Source organism: Glycomyces tarimensis, assembly GCF_054776215.1.
Genome location: NZ_BAAHCB010000002.1, coordinates 294,284 through 313,016, shown reverse-complemented (window position 1 = coordinate 313,016; position 18,733 = coordinate 294,284). Strand labels below are relative to the sequence as shown.

The 18,733-nt window shown below is 70.8% G+C and carries 19 protein-coding genes, 1 pseudogene and 1 riboswitch; of the genes and pseudogenes, 8 read left to right on the top strand and 12 right to left on the bottom strand.

Annotated features, from left to right (window positions below):
• The first annotated feature begins 28 nt into the window (after positions 1-28).
• On the top strand, positions 29-1,000 hold the full coding sequence (locus ACYVK3_RS03545) for an ABC transporter ATP-binding protein (RefSeq protein WP_460495869.1): 972 nt from the start codon (positions 29-31) through the stop codon (positions 998-1,000).
• Between the two features lie 46 nt (positions 1,001-1,046).
• Here ACYVK3_RS03545 and ACYVK3_RS03540 read toward each other — a convergent pair whose 3' ends face one another.
• The 6 genes from ACYVK3_RS03540 to ACYVK3_RS03515 all read right to left on the bottom strand — a co-directional run bounded on the left by ACYVK3_RS03540 (position 1,047) and on the right by ACYVK3_RS03515 (position 7,051).
• Positions 1,047-2,195, bottom strand: coding sequence for a hypothetical protein (locus ACYVK3_RS03540; protein ID WP_460495868.1), 1,149 nt, complete (start codon positions 2,193-2,195; stop codon positions 1,047-1,049).
• Positions 2,196-2,324: 129 nt separating this feature from the next.
• Positions 2,325-3,212: a succinate--CoA ligase subunit alpha gene (gene sucD, locus ACYVK3_RS03535; protein ID WP_460495867.1), complete on the bottom strand. Its 888-nt coding sequence runs from the start codon at positions 3,210-3,212 to the stop codon at positions 2,325-2,327.
• A 4-nt stretch (positions 3,213-3,216) separates the two neighbouring features.
• The gene (gene sucC, locus ACYVK3_RS03530) at positions 3,217-4,395 is read right to left on the bottom strand and encodes a succinate--CoA ligase subunit beta (protein ID WP_460495866.1); all 1,179 of its coding nucleotides are present in this window, start codon (positions 4,393-4,395) and stop codon (positions 3,217-3,219) included.
• Between the two features lie 685 nt (positions 4,396-5,080).
• Complete coding sequence (locus ACYVK3_RS03525; protein ID WP_460495865.1) at positions 5,081-5,545, bottom strand: cobalamin B12-binding domain-containing protein; 465 nt, start codon at positions 5,543-5,545, stop codon at positions 5,081-5,083.
• A 122-nt stretch (positions 5,546-5,667) separates the two neighbouring features.
• A complete protein-coding gene (locus ACYVK3_RS03520) occupies positions 5,668-6,627 on the bottom strand; it encodes a hypothetical protein (RefSeq protein ID WP_460495864.1) in 960 nt (319 codons plus the stop codon).
• 85 nt (positions 6,628-6,712) lie between these two features.
• Positions 6,713-7,051 (bottom strand): MarR family winged helix-turn-helix transcriptional regulator, encoded by a 339-nt coding sequence (locus ACYVK3_RS03515; RefSeq protein ID WP_460495863.1) that lies wholly within the window; start codon positions 7,049-7,051, stop codon positions 6,713-6,715.
• Between the two features lie 134 nt (positions 7,052-7,185).
• Here ACYVK3_RS03515 and ACYVK3_RS03510 point away from each other — a divergent pair, with 134 nt between their 5' ends.
• Positions 7,186-8,628, top strand: coding sequence for an MFS transporter (locus ACYVK3_RS03510; protein WP_460495862.1), 1,443 nt, complete (start codon positions 7,186-7,188; stop codon positions 8,626-8,628).
• 60 nt (positions 8,629-8,688) lie between these two features.
• On the opposite strand, the gene ACYVK3_RS03505 is transcribed toward ACYVK3_RS03510, so the two are convergent.
• The 3 genes from ACYVK3_RS03505 to ACYVK3_RS03495 all read right to left on the bottom strand — a co-directional run bounded on the left by ACYVK3_RS03505 (position 8,689) and on the right by ACYVK3_RS03495 (position 12,178).
• Complete coding sequence (locus tag ACYVK3_RS03505) at positions 8,689-11,172, bottom strand: ABC transporter permease (protein ID WP_460495932.1); 2,484 nt, start codon at positions 11,170-11,172, stop codon at positions 8,689-8,691.
• A gap of 11 nt (positions 11,173-11,183) precedes the next feature.
• A complete protein-coding gene (locus ACYVK3_RS03500; protein ID WP_460495931.1) occupies positions 11,184-11,885 on the bottom strand; it encodes an ABC transporter ATP-binding protein in 702 nt (233 codons plus the stop codon).
• Positions 11,886-11,953: 68 nt separating this feature from the next.
• Complete coding sequence (locus ACYVK3_RS03495; RefSeq protein WP_460495861.1) at positions 11,954-12,178, bottom strand: hypothetical protein; 225 nt, start codon at positions 12,176-12,178, stop codon at positions 11,954-11,956.
• A 182-nt stretch (positions 12,179-12,360) separates the two neighbouring features.
• Between ACYVK3_RS03495 and ACYVK3_RS03490 the strand changes: the two genes are divergently transcribed.
• Positions 12,361-13,623, top strand: coding sequence for a sensor histidine kinase (locus ACYVK3_RS03490; RefSeq protein ID WP_460495860.1), 1,263 nt, complete (start codon positions 12,361-12,363; stop codon positions 13,621-13,623).
• On the top strand, positions 13,611-14,258 hold the full coding sequence (locus tag ACYVK3_RS03485; RefSeq protein ID WP_460495859.1) for a response regulator: 648 nt from the start codon (positions 13,611-13,613) through the stop codon (positions 14,256-14,258). The genes ACYVK3_RS03490 and ACYVK3_RS03485 overlap by 13 nt, the downstream gene beginning before the upstream one ends.
• A gap of 31 nt (positions 14,259-14,289) precedes the next feature.
• On the opposite strand, the gene ACYVK3_RS03480 is transcribed toward ACYVK3_RS03485, so the two are convergent.
• Positions 14,290-14,727, bottom strand: coding sequence for a thermonuclease family protein (locus ACYVK3_RS03480; RefSeq protein ID WP_460495858.1), 438 nt, complete (start codon positions 14,725-14,727; stop codon positions 14,290-14,292).
• 146 nt (positions 14,728-14,873) lie between these two features.
• Between ACYVK3_RS03480 and ACYVK3_RS03475 the strand changes: the two genes are divergently transcribed.
• From ACYVK3_RS03475 to ACYVK3_RS03465, 3 genes are read left to right on the top strand one after another with little or no spacing between them, the layout of a single operon-like run.
• Positions 14,874-16,163: a cell division protein PerM gene (locus tag ACYVK3_RS03475; protein WP_460495930.1), complete on the top strand. Its 1,290-nt coding sequence runs from the start codon at positions 14,874-14,876 to the stop codon at positions 16,161-16,163.
• A 1-nt stretch (position 16,164) separates the two neighbouring features.
• Positions 16,165-16,770 carry a phosphoribosylglycinamide formyltransferase gene (purN, locus tag ACYVK3_RS03470; protein WP_460495857.1) on the top strand — a complete coding sequence of 202 codons (606 nt, stop codon included), beginning with the start codon at positions 16,165-16,167 and terminating at the stop codon, positions 16,768-16,770.
• 5 nt (positions 16,771-16,775) lie between these two features.
• The gene (locus ACYVK3_RS03465; protein ID WP_460495856.1) at positions 16,776-17,351 is read left to right on the top strand and encodes a VanZ family protein; all 576 of its coding nucleotides are present in this window, start codon (positions 16,776-16,778) and stop codon (positions 17,349-17,351) included.
• Here ACYVK3_RS03465 and ACYVK3_RS03460 read toward each other — a convergent pair.
• Together ACYVK3_RS03460 and ACYVK3_RS03455 are read right to left on the bottom strand one after the other, a co-directional pair.
• The gene (locus ACYVK3_RS03460; protein ID WP_460495855.1) at positions 17,304-17,549 is read right to left on the bottom strand and encodes a hypothetical protein; all 246 of its coding nucleotides are present in this window, start codon (positions 17,547-17,549) and stop codon (positions 17,304-17,306) included. The genes ACYVK3_RS03465 and ACYVK3_RS03460 overlap by 48 nt on opposite strands.
• Before the next feature lie 91 nt (positions 17,550-17,640).
• Positions 17,641-18,057, bottom strand: a complete 417-nt coding sequence (locus tag ACYVK3_RS03455) for an Hsp20/alpha crystallin family protein (RefSeq protein ID WP_460495854.1) — start codon at positions 18,055-18,057, stop codon at positions 17,641-17,643.
• A 119-nt stretch (positions 18,058-18,176) separates the two neighbouring features.
• Between ACYVK3_RS03455 and ACYVK3_RS03450 the strand changes: the two are divergent.
• A pseudogene (locus ACYVK3_RS03450) lies at positions 18,177-18,431 on the top strand (MerR family transcriptional regulator); the annotation flags it as partial.
• 102 nt (positions 18,432-18,533) lie between these two features.
• A riboswitch (ZMP/ZTP riboswitch) is annotated at positions 18,534-18,698 on the top strand.
• Positions 18,699-18,733 lie beyond the last annotated feature (35 nt).

Genomic DNA, 18,733 nt, shown 5'->3' with positions numbered 1-18,733 from the left:
ACCACCGCCCGAACCGGAGTGAACACTGATGAGTTTGTTGTCGATTGAGGACCTCGAGGTCCACTTCCCGATCCGCAGGGGCGTCGTCGTCGAGCGCACCGTCGGCCATGTCAGGGCGGTCGACGGAGTGAGCCTGAGCATCGACGCCGGCCAGACCTACGGCTTGGTGGGGGAGTCCGGGTGCGGCAAGACCACGCTCGGGCGGGCGGTCCTGCGCATCGAGGAGCCGACCGCCGGCAAGGTCTTCCTCGGCGGCACCGAGGTGACGCAGCTGCGTTCGGAGCGGCTGCGGAAGTTCCGCTCGAAGATGCAGATGGTGTTCCAGGACCCGCTCGGCTCGCTCAACCCGAGGCACAACGTCGAGATGCTCCTGGCCGAACCGCTCAAGGTCCACGGGGTCGGGAGCCGCGACGAGCAGCGCAAGCTCGCCGTCGAGACCCTCGACGCCGTGGGCCTGCCGTCGTCGGTGCTGGAGCGCTATCCGCACGAGTTCTCCGGAGGCCAGCGCCAGCGGCTCGGGATCGCCCGCGCGCTCATGCTGCGCCCGGACCTCATCGTGTGCGACGAGCCGGTGAGCGCCCTGGACGTGTCGATTCAGGCCCAGGTGATGAACCTGCTCGACGAGCTCCAGGGCGAGTTCGGGCTGACGTACCTGGTGATCGCGCACGACTTGGCGGTCGTCCGGCACCTGTCCGACCGGGTCGGCGTGATGTATCTGGGGAAGATCGTCGAGGAGGCCGATTCCGAGGCGATCTACGAGAACCCGCGCCACCCGTACACGAAGGCGCTGCTCTCGGCGGTGCCGCAGCCGAACCCGGAGATCGAGGCCGACCGGGAGCGGATCATCCTCAAGGGCGACCTGCCGTCTCCGGCGGACCCGCCGTCGGGCTGCCGCTTCCGCACCCGGTGCCCGTGGGCGCAGGAGATCTGCGCCGAGGAGGTGCCGGTGTGGCGCGAGGTGGGCGACGGCCACCGGGTCGCGTGCCACTTCGATCTGTGATCGAGGCGGCGGTCCGGGGCTCGCCCCCGGACCGCCGCCGAACGCCTTAACCGCCGAGGTAGTCCTGGGCGTTGTCGAGGTGGCCGTGCATGTCGCTTTGCCAGCCCGCCATCTCGGTCTCGATGGGCCGGTAGGCGTCGATCAGCTCGAGTGCCCAGCCGTATTCGATGGCGGCGCGCAGTCCGCTCTCCTGGCCGCATTCGGCGAAGTCGGTCGCCATCGCGATCTCGAGCGCCATGATGCCCCCGAACTCGCTCGGCGCGTCCTCGGGCGCCTCGGGGGCCGCGGTGCCGTCGCCTTCTCCGGTCCAGTTCGGGCTGTCGGGCTCGTACATCCTGCCGAAGTACTCCCACAGCGGCATGTTGAGCGCCGCGTCGGTGAAGTCCCATGCTTCGTAGCCGCGTCCGGCGATGCAGTCGAGGAAGGCCGTGTCCTCGCCGTCGAGGACGTCCCTCCAGCCGGCCGCCTCGCCGCCGGGGTCGAGTTCGAGGCCGAGCGCCGGGCTCGCCGGGTGGGACGCCCAGGACTCCGCTTCGCCGTCCCCGCCGGACTGGTGCTTGACCGGTTCGCCGTACATCGTCTCGATCATTTCGAGCCGGCAGCCGCCGAGTTCGGCGGAGCCGTCGATCTCGACGCCCTTGACGTCGCTCACGAACGCCGGGGAACCGGTGTAGGCCTCGACCCACTCGGCCTGGTACGCCTGGTCCTGGGTGTCCCACTCGTATTCGGCTTGGCCGGACGGTTCGGCGCTGACGTCGAAGCGCGACTCGACGTCGGGGGTGATGAGCTCCGCGATGAGGTCCTCGTCCCCGGTGGCCCAGACCGATGGGATCCACTGGCCGAAGCCCCACCGCTCGGCGTCCTCGACGGCCGGCACGGCGAAGTCGGGTCCGTAGACCATGTAGTCGGTGTAAGGCCTCGGCTGGAACGGCTCCTGCTCGAGTACCGGTGCGTGCACCACGAAGCCCTGGTCCTCCATGCACTTGCGGGCGACCCGCTGCTCCAGCGCCTGGAGTTGGGATTCGATCTGCATGCTCTCGTTGACGATCTGGTAGAGCCGGTCGGCCTCGACCGCGGCTTCCTCGGGGCCGAACTCGGCCTCGCGCGCAGCGCCTCCGTCACCGTCGGCGCAGCCGCTCGCGAGCACGGCCCCGGCGATCCCGAGGGCCGCCGATCGCATAATCGTGTGCTTCATGCAGAGGGATACGCCCGCGCGGGCGGCGGGGTTGCCCGGGCACGGCGAAGGCCGGGCGGCCCTCGGTGCGGATGCACGGTTCGCAAGCTGCGTCGAGGGCCGCCCGGCCTTGGAGGCGTTCAGGGTGCCTTAGAGGCCCTGGACGATCTCGCGCATGAGGTTCGCGGTCTCGCTCGGGGTCTTGCCGACCTTGACCCCAGCGGCCTCGAGGGCCTGCTTCTTGGCGTCGGCGGTGCCGGCGGAGCCGGAGATGATGGCGCCGGCGTGGCCCATCGTCTTGCCGACGGGCGCGGTGAAGCCGGCGATGTAGGCGACGACCGGCTTGGTCACGTCGGTCTTGATGAACTCGGCCGCGCGCTCTTCGGCGTCGCCGCCGATCTCGCCGATCATGACGATCGCCTTGGTCTCGGGGTCGGCCTCGAACGCCTTGAGGCAGTCGATGTGGGTCGTCCCGATGACCGGGTCGCCGCCGATGCCGACGGAGGTCGAGAAGCCGATGTCGCGCAGCTCGTACATGAGCTGGTAGGTCAGGGTCCCGGACTTGGAGACGAGGCCGATGGGGCCGGACCCGGTGATGTCGGCGGGGGTGATGCCCGCGTTCGACTTGTCGGGGCTGGCGATGCCGGGGCAGTTCGGGCCCACGATGCGGGTCTTGCCGCCCTTGGACTCGGCGTAGTTCCAGAAGGACACGGAGTCGTGCACCGGGATGCCCTCGGTGATGACCACGACCAGGCCGATGGCGGCGTCGACGGCCTCGATGACGGCGGACTTGCAGAACGCCGGGGGCACGAACACGACGGAGGTGTCGGCGCCGGTCTCGGCCATCGCCTCCTGCACGGAGGCGAACACCGGCAGGCTCTGCCCGTCGAAGTCGACCTTCTGCCCGGCCTTGCGAGGGTTGACGCCGCCGACGACGTCGGTGCCGGCCTTGAGCATGCGGCGGGTGTGCTTCATGCCCTCGGAGCCGGTCATGCCCTGGACGATGACCTTGCTGTTCTCGTTGAGGAAGATAGCCATTGCCTCAGGCCTCCTTGTTCGCGAGCTCGGCGGCCTTGTCGGCTGCGGCGTCCATGGTGTCGACCTCGGTCACGAGCGGGTGGTTCGCGTCGGCGAGGATCTTGCGGCCGACCTCGGCGTTGTTGCCGTCGAGGCGGACCACGAGCGGCTTGTCGACGTCCTCGCCGCGCTCGTGGAGCATCTGGAGGGCCCCGATGATGCCGTTGGCGACCTCGTCGCAGGCGGTGATGCCGCCGAAGACGTTCACGAAGACGCTCTTGACCTGCGGGTCGGACAGGACGACCTCGAGGCCGTTGGCCATGACGGCGGCGGAGGCGCCGCCGCCGATGTCGAGGAAGTTGGCGGGCTTGACGCCGCCGTGCTTCTCGCCGGCGTAGGCGACGACGTCGAGGGTCGACATGACCAGGCCCGCGCCGTTGCCGATGATGCCGACCGCGCCGTCGAGCTTGACGTAGTTGAGTCCGGCCTCTTTCGCGCGCTGCTCGAGCGGGTCGACGGCGGACTTGTCCTCGAACTCGGCGTTCTCGGGGTGGCGGAAGTCCGCGTTCTCGTCGAGGGTGACCTTCGCGTCGAGCGCGAGGACCTTGCCTTCGGGGGTGCGGACCAGCGGGTTGACCTCGACGAGGGTGGCGTCTTCGGCGACGAAGGCGTCCCACAGCTTGACGAAGACGTCGACGAGCTGGTCACGCAGGTCGACCGGGAAGCCGGCCTGGTCGGCGATCTCGCCGGCGATGTCGGCGGTGACGCCGACGCCGGCGTCAATGGGGTACCGGACGACCTTCTCGGGGTCCGTCTTGGCGACCTCTTCGATCTCGATGCCGCCCGCGGTGGAGGCGATGCACAGGAAGGTGCGGTTCGCCCGGTCGAGGAGGTAGGAGAAGTAGTACTCCTCGTCGATGTCGGCGGTGACGGTCAGCATGACCTTCTCGACCGTGTGGCCCTTGATGTCCATGCCGAGGATGTTCGTGGCGTGGGTCCGGGCCTCGTCGACGTTGTCGGCGAGCTTGACGCCCCCGGCCTTGCCGCGGCCGCCGACCTTTACTTGCGCTTTGACGACCACCCGCTCGCCGAGGCGCTCAGCGAGCTCCACTGCCTCATGCGGGGTGGTGGCGACGCCGCCGTCCAGTACCGGCACACTGTGCCGGGCGAACAGTGCGCGGCCCTGGTATTCGTACAGATCCACTGTAGAGTCCGCTCCACTAGCTAGTCTTCTTTGACCGGGTCGCCTGGCCTGGGCCGGCGGGCCTGGGCCCGCGGGCCGGAAAACTGGTCAGGTGCCCGTTAGCGCAGCGTAACGCGCGAGGCGGCCCGGCGGCAGCCTGGCCGTGCATCGGTGTGACGAGATCGAAGGTCTCACGGCGTTCGGACGGGTCCGTGAGCCGGTGGCACTGGGCGCAAGCGGCGTCGGCAGCCGTGAGCGGAGCGCACATGTGCGGGGACCGGCGGAGCGGATGTGAGCGGGGCCGGGCGGCCCTGGGGATTACTGGACGGTGTCCGGTGAGCGGAGCGGATATGAGCGGGGGCCGAGTGCCCCTGGGGATTACTGGACGGGGAGCGGTGAGCGCAGCGAACATAAGCGGGGACCGGACGCACCCCTCAGGCGTCCGGTCCCCTTTTAGTCGGGAATCAAGCCCACCCCTCAAAGGCTTGATCCCCTTTAGGCACGATGCCCTATCGCCACCCCTCAATCGACAGGGCATCGGCAGTATGTGGCATAGCTCAATGAGCGATGCGATACCGATTGGCGATGGCTCTCGCCTCGCTTCCCGATGCGTCTCGCGCGGTTTTCACTGCGTCCGACACTAATAAGAACGAGGCCGATCGCGGGCAGTTACGGCTATGCCAAAGAAATTTTTGTCGGCGGCGTATCAGCTGGTAGAGGCTGTGCTCGCTTCGGCGGTACCGCCGGCCTTCTCGCGGCCGACGTTCTCGGCGACCCATTGGGCGATCGTCTGTGTCGAGGCGCCGGGACCGAAAGTCGCGGCCACTCCCGCTTCGCGCAGCGCCGCCGCGTCCTCCTCGGGAATGATGCCGCCGCCGAATACGACGATGTCGCGCGCATCGGCCTCGTCGAGTAGTCGCAGCACTCGAGGGAAGAGCGTCATATGCGCGCCCGAGAGAATGCTCAATCCGATGGCGTCGGCGTCCTCTGCCAACGCCGTCGCCACGACCTGCTCCGGCGAATTGTGCAGGCCGGTGTAGATCACTTCCATGCCGGCGTCGCGCAAGGCTCGCGCGACCACCTTCGCGCCGCGGTCGTGGCCGTCGAGCCCGACCTTCGCCACGACCACCCGGACGGGCACATCACCGTTGGATGCGCGCGATGCAGACATACAGACCTCCTCGTGTGCGGCCGCGGCAGCAGTGCCAATGTATGGCTCCACGAGGATCGCCCGTGGGTGCCGCGGCCATTCATACGAGTGAGCTTAGTCGCGACCGGCCGGAGTGTGTAGGTCTAGCGGCCGTACGGCGGCTGCTGGGGCTGCTGCCCCTGCTGGTATCCGGGGGGCGGCGGCGGGTAGCCGCCGGGCTGGCCCTGCTGCGGCGGGTAGCCCGGCTGCTGCGGCCCGGCCTGGGCCGGCGTGCCCTTGATGTACGCCTTCACCTGCTCGTCCTTGATGTAGATGAAGGAGGCGTAGCCGTAGATGCCGGCGCCGATGAGGTTGAGCAGGAGCGGGAGGACGGCGGCGCCGCCGATGATCGCCATCGAGCCGAGTCCGCCGAGGACCCCGAGCAGGGAGAGCCCGGCGCCGATCATCATGAGGATGATGCCGGTCATGCGCAGGCCGCTGGAATGGATCTGCCCGCGCGGCAGGGAGAAGCCGTACCAGCCGAACGCGAGGGAGAGCAGAATGCTCACGGACGCGGAGAACACCGCGAGCCCGCCGATGATCGCGAGGGAGGCGATGCTGCCCACGAGGCCGATGCCGGCGCCGATCATCGCCACCAGGCCGATGCGCTTGACGCCCTCCGGGACCTGGCCCGGCGTCGGGCCGGGCCGGCCGTACTGCTGCCCGAGCTGCTGGGGCGGGTACTGCCCGCCGGGCGGCTGCTGGCCATAGGGCTGCTGGCCGTAGGGCTGGCCGGGAGGCGGTGTGGGCGGGGCGCCGCCGAGCGGAGGCTGCTGGCCGGGGGTCGGTGTCGAGGGCTGGAAACCGGTCTGCGAGCCACCGGACTGCGGCATCACGGAGGTCTCGTTGAACGGCGAGGGCGGGTTGGCCGGCCCGGTCGGGTTGCCGAGGGGCGAGGGCGGCGGGGGCGGGGGCGCCGAGTGGCTTCCCCCGCCTTTGCGCAGCTTCATCGTCGAGTCGACGCCTTCGGGCTGCTCGTTCTCGGACCCCGGCTGCGAGCTCGGTTTGAGTTTGAAGGTGCCGCCGTCGTCGTCGTCTGGCTGTTGGTTCTCAGGGTGAGCCATGAGGTCTACTCTCCATGCCGGATCCGGTCGTGACTTCTCTGGGACTCACCTTACCGACCTCTGCAAGATCCGAGGTGACCTGCGCTCAGGCCAGATGCTTGACGAGGACCGCGTAATGGGTCGGCCGGGCGGTCTCCCAGCGGTCGCGTCCGGCGGGCGTGAGCATGAGGAAGTTGGCGCGGCGGTCGAAGTCGCAGGCGGCGCGCGTCACGAGCCCGGCCCGTTCCAGGCGCGTGACGGTGCGCGAGAGGGCGCTCTGGCTGAGGTGCATCTCGGCCTCGAGGTCCTTCATCTTGACCTTGTCGCCGCACTCGCGGCAGTGCCCGCTGAGGACCTGGAGCACCTCGAACTCGCTGAGCCCCAACTCGTGTCGCGACTGCAGCTCGTTCTCGAGTTCACACGATGTGTCGTGGTACACACGCATGGTCTCAGACCACTTGTGGCATACGGTTTGCTCCGCCTCAGGCTCCATGACCAGCAGATTACCATGTCAAGACATTTTATGTCCACTCATTATATGCGTTGACATTCAATGCATGGTCATGTAACTTCTTCCGCGTGACACTCACGGAAACCCAACCCGACACCCCGCAGCGCACCGCATCACCCGCACACGCCCCGAGCCGCTGGGGCCCAAAGCTTTGGGCGGTCCTGTTCGTCGCCGGACTGGCGATGTTCCTCGACGCCCTCGACGTCTCCATGGTCGGCGTGGCACTGCCCTCCATCGGCGCCGAACTCGGCCTCGAGACCTCGAGCCTCCAATGGATCGTCAACGGCTACATCCTCGGCTATGGCGGCCTGCTGCTCCTGGGAGGCCGCATGGCCGACCTCCTCGGCCGGCGCCAGGTCTTCCTGACCGCCCTGGTCGTCTTCGGCGTCGCCTCCCTCGTCGGCGGCCTGGTCGACAACGAGGCCCTGCTCATCGCCTCCCGCATCGTCAAGGGCGTCGCGGCCGCGTTCACCGCCCCGGCGGCGCTGTCGATCATCACCACCACCTTCAAGGAAGGCCACGACCGCAACAAGGCCCTGTCGATCTTCACGGTCTTCGGCGCCACCGGCTACGCCTCCGGCCTGATCGTCTCGGGCCTGCTCACCGGCATCGACTGGCGGCTGACCTTCTTCGCCCCCGTCGTGGTCGTCGCGGCCGTCATCATCGCCGCCTTCTTCGTGGTGCCCCGCAACGCCGAACGCGAGCGCGGGACCATCGACTTCACCGGCGCCGTGACCCTGACCGGCGGCATGCTCGCCGCCGTCTACACGATCGTCACCGCACCCGAGACCGGCTTCACGCCGCTGGTCATCGGCACGACCGCCGCCGCCGTCGTCCTGCTCACCGCCTTCTTCATCGCCGAGAACAAGATCCGCCACCCGCTGGTCCGCCTGAGCATCTTCAAGGTCTCCTCGATCGTGCGGGCCAACCTCGCCGCGCTGGCCATCTTCGGCTCCTACATCAGCTTCCAGACGATCGTGTCGCTCTACCTGCAGAACACCCTCCAGTGGGGACCGCTGCAGATGGCGCTCGCGCTCGCCCCGGCCGGCATCATCGTGGCCTTCCTGTCGCCGTTCGCCGGCAGGTTCATCGACCGCTTCGGCACCACGCCGATGATCATCGCCTCGATGGGCGCGTTCGTCCTCGGCTACTCGTGGTTCATCGTCCGCGGCGGCGACCCCGAACCGGCCTACTTCCTCGACTTCCTGCCCAGCTTCCTGCTGCTCGGCCTCGGATTCGCGCTCGGCTTCTCCTCGGTCATGGTCCAGGCCACCGAGGGCATCCACGACGACGAGCAGGGCCTGGCGTCCGGCCTGGTCCAGACCTCCGGCCAGATCGGCGGGGCGGTCGTCCTCGCCGTCGTCACCGGCCTCATCAGCGGCCCGGTCGCCACCGGCCTCGCCGAGTACCGGCCCGGCCTGTACTTCGTCATCGCGGTCGCGGCGGTCGGCCTCGTGGCCTCCGCCAGCGCGCTGCTGGTCCGCCGCCAGGCGATCCCCGAGGTCGCCTGACAGCGCAAGCAACCGAACACCCGAGGAGGGGCCGCCGTGCGGCGGCCCCTCCCGTCGTGCTCAGCCGGCCGTCGCCAGCACCGCCGTCGGCGACTCGGCCAAGGCCCTCCTCGTCGGCGCCATCGTCGCCGCATAGGCGATCGCCGCGGTCACCGCCGCGATCGCCGGGATCACCCACAGCGGCCCCTGCGGCCACGGCACGCCCGTGAAGCCGAGGCCGAGCAGCGACATCGGCAGCACCGACACCACCGCCCCCGCGCCGATCGCCAGCGCGGACATGACCAGCGCCTCCCGGCGCACCATCGCCTTGATCTGGCGCGGCGTCGCCCCGACCATCCGCAGCGCCGCGAACTCGCCGCGCCGCCGCGCCGTCGAGGCCACCAGGCTGTTGGCCACGCCGAGCAGCACGTAGCCCATCAGCGCCAAGGTCACCATCAGACCGATCCACCGGTCCGGCGAGACGCCCTCCTGCGGCGCGAACACCGACGAGGGGTCCAATGCCGCAAGCCCCGGGTGGTCCCCGGTCCAGGCGGCCACCGCCGCCGCGTCGCCGTCGACCAGCGCGGCGTCGAAGAAGCGGGGCGCGTGGTGGGCCGCGAGCAGATCGGCCGCGAGCACGACGTCCCCGAAACCGAAGCCCCGCTCGTACGTCGCCACTACGGTCGGCGATACCGCGGCGCCGTTGTCCAGCACCAGGTCGATCCGGTCGCCGACGTCGAGGCGCCACATCCACGCCGTCGAAGCGCTGATCGCCACCGTCTCGCCCTCCAAATCGGCCAGGTCGCCGGACTCGACGCCGAGATCGAGCACGCGACCGGCGCCCTCGCCCACCGCCAGCGCCGGGTACGACGCCACCTCGGTGCTCCCGTCGACGACCTCGTTGGCACGGATCACCGAGGTCGGCGCCAGCGGCACCACCGCGTCGATCCCCTCGGCAGTGGCCAGCTCGCTCGCGTCGGCCGGGGAGACCCCGCTCTCACCGGTCACTACCGCGTCCGCCGCAGTGCCCTCCTCCAACTGATCGAGCGACGTGCGCTCCAGGGTCGTCTGCGTGAACACCTGCGTCACCGTCAGCCCGATCGCGAGCGCCAGCACCGTCACCGAGCCGGCCATGCGCAGGGCGTAGGCCCGGCTGTTGTTGACCGCCAGCCACGCCGGCGCGCTCGTCCGGTCGTTCAGCCGCCGCGCCGCCCGGCCCGTGATCGCCCTGACCAGCGCCGGTCCGGCCATCGCCAGACCTATGACGGCCACGAGCGTGCCGGTGCTCGAAGAGATGAACGCCGCCTCGCTCCTGACGAACAGCGGCAGCGCCGACTGCGTCAACGCCAGCACCAGCAGCACCAGGCCGATGACGGTCCGCACCCGCGAGGGCTCCTTCGGCTCCACCCTCGATTCGGCGACGGCCTCGGTCGCGCTCATCCGCGAGGCGCGCATGGCCGCGCCGCGCGCCGCCAGCTGCACCGTCACCAGCAGCAGCACGACCGCGATGATCCCGGCGACGGGGCCGCGCGCGAGCGGCAGCGCCTCGGGCAGCATCCCGGCGCCGGTGAGCGCCTCGGCGAAGCCGCCCGCGAGCGCGTAGCCGAGCGCGACGCCCGGGACGATCCCGACGACCGCGGCGACGCTCGCCTGCGCGGCGATGAGCCGCCGCACCTGCCGCGGCGTCGCCCCGACCGCGCGCAGGAGCGCCAGATCGCGGCGCTGGCTCGCGACCGCGACCGACAGCGCGCCCGCGACGATGAAGCCGACCAGGATCAGCAGCGTCCCCGACAGGGAGCCGACCATCGCGATCAGCTCGCCGCGCGCCGCCCCGCCTTCGAGCGACTCGACGTCGCCCCTGGCCTCGCCGGTCGTCACGAGCAGGTCCTCGGACGCCAGTTCCCGGCCGATGCCGGCGGCGACGGACTCGACCGAGGCGCCCGGCTCGATCGTCACCGCGATGAGGTCCACTTCGGCCTCCGGGTGGGCCGCCAAGGCCGCCGCGGCCGACGCCTCGAAGTACGCCCCCGTGCCCGGGGCGTCCACGACCCCCGCGACGACATATTCGTCCCTCCCGCCGGCATGGGCGATCTCGACCCTGTCACCCGCGGTCAGGCCCGCGGCGTCGGCGATCGCACGGTCGAGGACCGTCTGGTCGGCGCCGTTCGGCGGTGCGCCCTCCAGCGCGGGATCGGACAGCGCCGCGGTCGCCCAGCTGTGCCCCTCGGCCGGAGCGCCGAGTGCCGGGATCGAGACCGGGAACGTCAGGTCGGCCGCCGCCGACTCCACGCCGTCGACGCCCCGGACGTCCTCGACCAGGCTCGCCGGGATCGTCACGCGTTCGCGCAACGGCAGGTCGAGGTCCTCGACCACCGGATAGGACTGCTTCGCCGAGACCAGGACGTCGGCGTCGGCGAGCCGCTCCGGCGGCAGGTGCGAGGCGAGGCCGGTCTCGCCGAGCACCGCGCTCGCGGTCACCATCGCCGCCCCGCCCAGCACCGCACACGCCACCGCGACGAGGCCGCCGAGCTGACGGCGCGCCATCGCGATCGACGGTCCCAGCATGGAGCCCACGGCTACTGCTTCCTCAAGTGCGTCAGGCGCCGCGCGAGCTCGTCGGCGCTCGGCCGCGAGAAGTACTGGTCGATCCTGCCGTCCGCCACGACCGCGGTCGCGTGCGCCCGCGCGGCGGCGTTCGGATCGTGCGTGACCATGACGACGGTCTGGCCGAACTCGTCGACCAGGTCTCGCAGGAGGTCGAGGACCTCCGCCGCGGTGTCGAGGTCGAGCGCGCCGGTCGGCTCGTCGGCGAAGACCACCTCGGGCCGGGCCGCGAGCGAGCGCGCGATCGCCGCGCGCTGCTGCTGGCCGCCGGACAGCTCGCCGGGCCTGCGGTGCAGCAGAGCGCCCAGCCCGACGCGGTCGACCAGGGCCGAGAGCCACTTCCGGTCGGCCGCCGCGCCCGACAGTCGCAGCGGCAGCGTGATGTTCTCCTCGACCGTCAGCGACGGCAGCAGGTTGTACGCCTGGAAGACGAAGCCGATGCGGCCGCGTCGCAGCATCGTCCGCTTCGTCTCGCTCAGCCGCGAGATCTCGGTGCCGCCGATGTAGACCTCGCCGGAGGTGGGCGAGTCCAGCCCGGCGGCGCAGTGCAGCAGCGTCGACTTGCCGGACCCCGAGGGGCCCATCACCGCCAGGAACGAACCGCGAGGCACCTGGAGCGAGACGCGGTCGAGCGCGGTCACGGTGCCGTCGTAGGTCTTGGTGACCTCCCGCATGAGCAGGGCGTTGGGCCTGTTCGGGTCCTCGCTCAGCTCGGTCCGGGATTTCCGCAGCGTCCGCATCGTCACGCCCTCCGCTGGAAGAAGCGGACGGCGAGTGTGATGCCGGTGAGGACGACGACCGCCCCCAGCGGGATCGCCAGCAGGTCGAGCCCGATGACCGAGAGGATGCCGTTCCCGGCGAGCGCGGCGACGAGGACGATCCACAGCAGCATGTCGGTCCCGCTGGAATTCGGCCGCTCCTCGGCCTCGGGGGGCCGCGCGTCGGTGATGCGGTACTTGTCGGTCATGGGTCGGCACCTTTCGAGAGGTCGTTTCGCTATGCCTCGACGCTATGGCGATTGCCGTTGTCCCCCAATGCAGCAAGCCCCCGAATCGCGGTGGGGCCAGAGGTAGCGGCCGTGGTGCAGCCAGCTGTACTGGCGCGAGGCCGCGATCGGGGTAGCGTTTCGGACGAGCCGGAGGGGGTGCCGTGAGCAGGAGACAAGCGCTGGACGACGAGGAGCGGAAGATGTTCCGCGAGTCGCTGCGCGCGACCGGCTATGCCGCCGCGGGCGCGGGCATCGGCGTCCTCGCGCTCTACACGATCCCCTTCCTGCTGCTCATCGGCGTGCTGTGCCTCGTCACCGTCGGCCGGCCCCTGGCCAGGCCGGCGACGCGCTGGATTCGGGTCCTGGCCGAGTTGGAGCGCCGGCGCCTGCGCCGCTTCGGCCACCGGGTCGATTCGCCCTACCCCCGCGACGACGAGGATCCGGACCGTTCGCTGCGGGCCCTGCTCACGACCCCCCACGTCCGCCGGGACCTCGGCTGGCTGTTCCTGCACGGCACCTGGGGCCTGATCCTCGGCGGCTTCGTCCTGCAGCTGCCGGTCAACGCCGTCCGCGACTTCACCTACCCGCTGTGGTGGACCCTGGTGCCCGAGGCGGACCAGACCCTCCTCAACGGCCTCGCCGCGGCCGACAACTGGAACCTGGCGCCGTTCGGCATCGCCACCGGTTTCGCCATGGCCGCGCTGTGGGTGCTGTTCGCCCCGAAGCTCCTCGAACTCCAGAGCCGGCCCGGCGTCAACCTCCTCGGGCCCGACCCTGACGCCGACCTGTCCCAGCGCGTCGCCCAGCTCACCGCCACGCGCGCCGCCGCGCTCGACGCCCACGCCGTCGAGCTGCGCCGCATCGAGCGGGCGCTCCACGACGGCTCCCAGAACCGCATGGTCGGCGTCGCGGTGCTCGTCGGCGCCGCCCGCCGCGAGGTGCACCGCGACCCCGCGCAGGCCGACGCGATCCTCGCTCGCGCCCAGGACTCCGTCGAGCAGGCGCTCGCCGAACTGCGCGCCGTCGTCCGGTCGATCCTCCCGCCGGTCCTGGAGCATCGCGGGCTCGAAGGCGCGCTGAGCGCGCTGGCCTCGGACTGCGCCGTCCCCTGCAACGTCACCGTCGCCGTGCCGGTGCGCTGCCCGGTCAGTGTGGAGGCGACCGCCTACTTCGTTGTGGCAGAGTCGTTGACGAACGTCGCCAAGCACAGCGAGGCGAAACGCGCCGAAGTCGACGTGCGGCTCGAAGGCGGCCGGCTGGTCGTGACCGTCACCGACGACGGCCGCGGCGGCGCCGATCCCGCCGGCGGCTCCGGCCTCGCCGGGATCGGCCGCCGCGTCGAGGCCCACGACGGCGACGTGACCGTGGCCAGCCCGCCGGGCGGGCCGACCGAGATCAGAGCGGAGCTGCCATGCGGATCGTGATCGCCGAGGACGACACCCTCCTGCGCGAGGGCCTCAACCTCGTCCTGCGGGGCGAGGGTTTCGACGTGGTCGCCTCCGTCGGCGGGCCCGAGGACTTCCTCGCCGCCGTGGAGGAGCACCGGCCCGATGTCGCCGTCGTCGACGTGCGCATGCCGCCCACGCACACCGACGAGGGCATCAAGGCCGCCGTGGAGGCGCGCCGCGCTCACCCCGAGCTGGCCGTCCTCGTCCTGTCCGCCTACGTCGAGCAGAGTTTCGCCACCGACCTGCTCGCCGGCGGCGCCAAACGCGTCGGCTACCTGCTCAAGGAGCGCGTCGGCCGCGTCGACGCGTTCGTGGAGGCGCTGGGGCGCGTCGCCGACGGCGGGACCGCGATCGATCCCGAGGTCGTGGCGCAGTTGTTCGCGCAGCGCCGCGCCGACGACCCGCTGGAGAAGCTCACGCCCCGCGAGAAGGAGGTCCTGTCGGTCATGGCCGAGGGACTGGGCAACGCCGCGATCGCCCAGCGGCTGTTCATCACCGAGAACGCCGTCCACAAGCACATCCGCAACATCTTCTTCAAGCTCGAGCTGCCGCCCGACGACCACACCGACCGCCGCGTCGCCGCCGTCCTGCGCTACCTCGAAAGCGCCTAGGCCCTGTGGGTCCGGCCTCGCCTGACTGTGCCTAGTCCAGTGCCAGTGAGGCCCACATGCCGCGCTTCTCGGCCTTCGCGAGCCGCTCGGCCTTGCGCAGCGTGTCGCCGATGACGAGCTCCTGGTGGCGCAGGATGTAGGTGTGCGCCATACCCTCGGCGACCGCCAGCACGGCGTAGTTCATGCCGTTCTCCATGACCACGTGGGCCAGCAGCCGGTCGTACTGGTCCCAGATCTCATCGCCCGGGTCGGTGAACAAGTGGACGGTCCGGCCCTCGAGCCTGCGAACGGCGTAGGCCTTCGCCTCGGCGCCCCAGTCCTCTTCGTCGCGGTACCCGCCCGACTCGGGGGAGTTGATCCCCATGATGCGCACGCGGGTCTTGCGGCCGTCGACGACGGCGCGGAAGGTGTCGCCGTCCACCACGTCGTACACCTCGGTCGTCGCGAAGAAGTCGCCAGGGCCGTCCATGTTCGCCTCCAGTCCTCGCCGGCCGCGCCGCGCGACCGGTGTGCCGATCCATCCTCGCATTCGCCTTGGGGGCCTTGGACCGGACATCGGACCAGCGCTGGTGCCCTCCGCGGAGTACGTCCTATGACAGACTGGTCGGCGTGGAGATGCGACCGAACACGCCACCCGTTCCCGCGGGTTCCGGGCAGCGGGACACCGTGGTCGTCGACCCCGCGAAGCGCCCGGTCCCCTCGCGACGGCCGCGCACCCTGTTCGCCTCCGCGATCGCCACGACCCTGTGGTGCGCCACCGTCGTCTACACCCCGATCCTGGTCCTGGTCATCCTCGCGTGGTGGCTCGCCGGCCGCGAAGGGGACGTGTCCACCGTGGTCGCCGCCGCCGGGGCCGCCTGGCTCGCGGGGCACGGCGCCGCGGTCGACGTCGCGGGGCTGCACCTGACGGTCACGCCGCTGCTGCTCACCGCCGTGCTCGCCTGGCGCCTGTCCAAAGCCGCCGCCGGGACCACGCGGGCGATCGGCGGCAGGGACGCCGCCGCCGTCCGGGCCGCCGCCGGCACCGTCTCCATCTTCTATATAGGGCTCACGGCCGGGGTCGCGGCGCTCGTCTCGACCGGCCCGTTCTCGGTTTCGGTGCCGCGCACGCTCGTCTACACGGTGCCGTTCGCCGTCGTCGCCACCGCGTTCGGTGCCGCCCGCGGGGCCGGCGTCCTGCCGTGGGACGGGGCCTCGGTGTGGCTGCGGCGCGCGCTGCGCACCGGCTCGCTCGTCGTCGGCGCGCTCCTCGCCTTCGGCGCCGCCGCCGTCGGCGTCGCCTTCGCCGTGCGCGGCCCGGCCGTCGCCGACACCTTCGCCCTCTACGGCCCCGGCGCCTGGGCCGTGGCGCTGCTGAGCCTGCTGTATCTGCCGAACCTCGCGGTCTGGGCCGTCGCCTACATCTGCGGCCCCGGGTTCGCCGTCGGAACCGACACCGCCGTGCAGGCCGAACTCGTCGAGCTCAACCCGCTGCCGGCCTTCCCGCTGTTCGCCGCCGTGCCGGTCGAGCCGCTGCCCGCCTCCGCGACCATCCTCATCGGACTGCCGCTCATGCTCGCCTCGGTATTCGGGGTGCTGCTGACCTACCGGTCCCCGGACCTGCGCGTCCCGCGCGTCACCACCGCCGCGATCCTCGCCGCCGGAGTCGCCGCGGCGCTCCTGGCCGGCCTGTCGTGGTTCTCGAGGGGCGCGGCCGGGCGCGGCCTGCTCGCCGAGATCGGCCCGGACCCGTGGTCGGTGGCGGCGCTCGGCGGCCTCCAGATCCTCGTCGGCCTGGTCGGCGCGGCCCTGGTCGCGCGCCTGTTCGCCGTCCACCGGCGTGCCGCCGAGTCCGAGCTGGTGCGTCGAGACACGGTCGTCATCCCCGAGCCCGCGCCGTGCCGCGACGACGCGTTAGTGTGCTGACGTGACCTCAAGACTCGTGGTGCTCGTCTCCGGTTCCGGCTCCAACCTGCAGGCGCTCATCGACGCCTGCCGCGACCCCGGATACGGCGCCCGGGTGGTCGCCGCCGGCGCCGACCGCGACGGTGCCCTCGGCCTCAAGCGCGCCGAGGAGGCCGGCATCCCCACGTTCGTGCGCAAGGTCAAGGACTACGCCGACCGGGACGCCTGGGACGCCGCGCTGACCGAGACGGTCGCCTCCTTCGAACCGGACCTGGTGGTCTCCGCCGGCTTCCTGAAACTGTGCGGCCCGCGGTTCCTCGACACCTTCCCGGGCCGCTACATCAACACGCACAATTCGCTGCTGCCGGCCTTCCCCGGCATGAACGGCCCCGGCGAGGCCCTCGCCGCCGGCGTCAAGCTCGCGGGCGCGACCCTGTTCATCTGCGACTCCGGCGTCGACACCGGGCCGATCGTCGCCCAGACCGCCGTCCCCGTCGAAGACGACGACACCGTCGAGACGCTCACCGAGCGCATCAAGGAAGCCGAGCGCGCCCAGCTCGTCGCCTCGGTCGGGCGCATGGTCCGCGACGGGTGGACCGTCGAGGGACGCCGGGTCCGCCTCGGCTGACCGGCATGACCCCCTCCGCGCTCGCGATCAACACCCTCGAATCGGCGACCGTCGTCGTCTCCTTCGCGCTGCTGCCGCTCGTCGCCGTCCTGGTGTGGGCGATCGCCGCGGCCCGCGTCCGTGCCGGGCGCGCGCCTCGGGACGCCTGGCGCGAGACCGTGGCCGAAGTCGGCGCCGTGGCCGGGACACTGCCGTGGCTGCTGCTCGTCCTCACTCCGCGAGCGGGCGAGGGCGCGGTGCAGCTCGTGCCGCTGGTCGACCTCGCCGACCTGGCCTCCGCCGAGCCGCGCGTCATCGTCGAGCAGCTCGTCGGCAACCTCGTGCTCTTCGCCGCCGCCGGCTTCTTCACTCCGATCCGCTTCCGGATCGGGCTCGGCGCCGTCGCCGCCGCCGCGGCGGCCGGCTGCGCGGCCGTCGAGGCGGCGCAGTACCTGTTCGGTACCGGCAGGGTCGCCTCGGTCGACGACATCCTGCTCAACACCCTCGGGGCGGTACTGGCCGCGCTCGCGTCCCGTCGCTGGTGGCGGATCAGGTCACAGCGTGACCAGGTCCCGCGTGCCGCCGAACTGCCCGGCGTCTGAGCGGCCGCCCATGCACGCGGAGCACAGGTGCGCGCTGGAGCCGGTGTGCAGGCTCCAGCCTTCGGCCTCCGCGGCGGCGCACAGCACCGGCCAGGAGTAGAAGGAGTCGTCGCCGCATACGAAGTTCTCGCCGCAGCCGTCGCAGCGCAGTTCGTACTCGGTGGTGCCGTTCATGGAGGAATAACTGTGTCTGCTCATGGTCGCAGTCCCATGCCGTCCGGCGCGACTGAAGGCGGAACGCGCCGGACGGCGATCATCGATGTTCGGTGTGCCGCTCACGCGGCACCGGTCACTGTTCGATCTGCTTGGTGCCGGAGCCGACCAGCACCTTCTTCGGCTTGGCCTCCTCGGCCATCGGAATGGTCAAGGTGAGCACGCCGTCGTCGTAGGAGGCCCGGACGTTGTCGGCGTCGAGGCCCTCGCTGAGGAACAACTGCCGGACGAAGGAGCCGCTCGGGCGCTCGGCGTGGATGATCTCCCGATCGCCCACTTCGACGCCGCGACGCTCCGCCCGCACGGTGAGGACGTTGCGCTCGACCTCAAGGTCGATGTCGCCCTCCTTCACACCCGGCAGGTCGATCTGGATGGTGAAGTCGTGCCCTTCCCTCCATGCGTCCATCGGCATCGAGAGCTGGGAGTCGGTCCGCCCCAGCATCTGCTGGGCCAGGCGGTCGAGTTCCCGGAACGGATCAGTGCGCATCAGCATCGAGAAGTCACCTCCTGATAAGTACTTGAAACAGACTCGGTAACAAAATGTATAGCGCGCGTTTCAGATTTTGTCGAGTGACTGTGAGGAGGTAAATTAGTACTGGAAACGTCGAAACCGTGGAGGCGAACGTGGTGTCCGATTTCGTGAACATCGCCCGGCCCCGGTCCGACCAGGCCGTGTACAGCATCTCGGTGGCAGCCGACCTGGTGGACATGGCGCCGCAGAAGCTGCGCATCTACGAGGCCCGCGGCCTCGTCGCGCCCAGCCGCACCTCCGGCGGGACCCGCCGGTACTCCGACGACGATCTGGCGCGGATCCGCCGCATCGGCGAGCTTCTCGACGCCGGCCTCAACCTCGCCGGCGTCAAGCTCGTCTTGGAGAAAGAGCTCGAAGTCGAGCGGCTCCGCGCCGAACTCGAGACCGCCGAGGCGCGGCTCGAGGGTCATCGGAGCGGCGAGCGCGGCGTGTTAGTCTCGGCTTGTCGCGACTGGCGAGGACGCCGACTATCGAGGTCTCCCGTGGCACGGACCGGGCAGCTCGTTGTTGAGGGGGGACCCTGGAGGCGTTCGCAGGTGGAGCACCACCGGGGAGCGGCACTGCTGAACCTGTTACTGCGGTCGAACGCCTGGGCCGCAGTCATCTCAACGATCAGGAGCAGTGCAATCGTGAGTGA

Excerpts from the sequence above, each read along its gene's own strand:
- ACYVK3_RS03545 (WP_460495869.1), top strand. The coding sequence starts at position 29 with ATGAGTTTGTTGTCGATTGAGGACCTCGAGGTCCACTTCCCGATCCGC.
- ACYVK3_RS03540 (WP_460495868.1), bottom strand. The coding sequence starts at position 2,195 with ATGAAGCACACGATTATGCGATCGGCGGCCCTCGGGATCGCCGGGGCC.
- sucD (WP_460495867.1), bottom strand. The coding sequence starts at position 3,212 with ATGGCTATCTTCCTCAACGAGAACAGCAAGGTCATCGTCCAGGGCATG.
- ACYVK3_RS03525 (WP_460495865.1), bottom strand. The coding sequence starts at position 5,545 with ATGTCTGCATCGCGCGCATCCAACGGTGATGTGCCCGTCCGGGTGGTC.
- ACYVK3_RS03520 (WP_460495864.1), bottom strand. The coding sequence starts at position 6,627 with ATGGCTCACCCTGAGAACCAACAGCCAGACGACGACGACGGCGGCACC.
- ACYVK3_RS03515 (WP_460495863.1), bottom strand. The coding sequence starts at position 7,051 with ATGCGTGTGTACCACGACACATCGTGTGAACTCGAGAACGAGCTGCAG.
- ACYVK3_RS03505 (WP_460495932.1), bottom strand. The coding sequence starts at position 11,172 with ATGCTGGGACCGTCGATCGCGATGGCGCGCCGTCAGCTCGGCGGCCTC.
- ACYVK3_RS03500 (WP_460495931.1), bottom strand. The coding sequence starts at position 11,885 with ATGCGGGAGGTCACCAAGACCTACGACGGCACCGTGACCGCGCTCGAC.
- ACYVK3_RS03495 (WP_460495861.1), bottom strand. The coding sequence starts at position 12,178 with ATGACCGACAAGTACCGCATCACCGACGCGCGGCCCCCCGAGGCCGAG.
- ACYVK3_RS03485 (WP_460495859.1), top strand. The coding sequence starts at position 13,611 with ATGCGGATCGTGATCGCCGAGGACGACACCCTCCTGCGCGAGGGCCTC.
- ACYVK3_RS03480 (WP_460495858.1), bottom strand. The coding sequence starts at position 14,727 with ATGGACGGCCCTGGCGACTTCTTCGCGACGACCGAGGTGTACGACGTG.
- ACYVK3_RS03475 (WP_460495930.1), top strand. The coding sequence starts at position 14,874 with ATGCGACCGAACACGCCACCCGTTCCCGCGGGTTCCGGGCAGCGGGAC.
- ACYVK3_RS03465 (WP_460495856.1), top strand. The coding sequence starts at position 16,776 with ATGACCCCCTCCGCGCTCGCGATCAACACCCTCGAATCGGCGACCGTC.
- ACYVK3_RS03460 (WP_460495855.1), bottom strand. The coding sequence starts at position 17,549 with ATGAGCAGACACAGTTATTCCTCCATGAACGGCACCACCGAGTACGAA.
- ACYVK3_RS03455 (WP_460495854.1), bottom strand. The coding sequence starts at position 18,057 with ATGCTGATGCGCACTGATCCGTTCCGGGAACTCGACCGCCTGGCCCAG.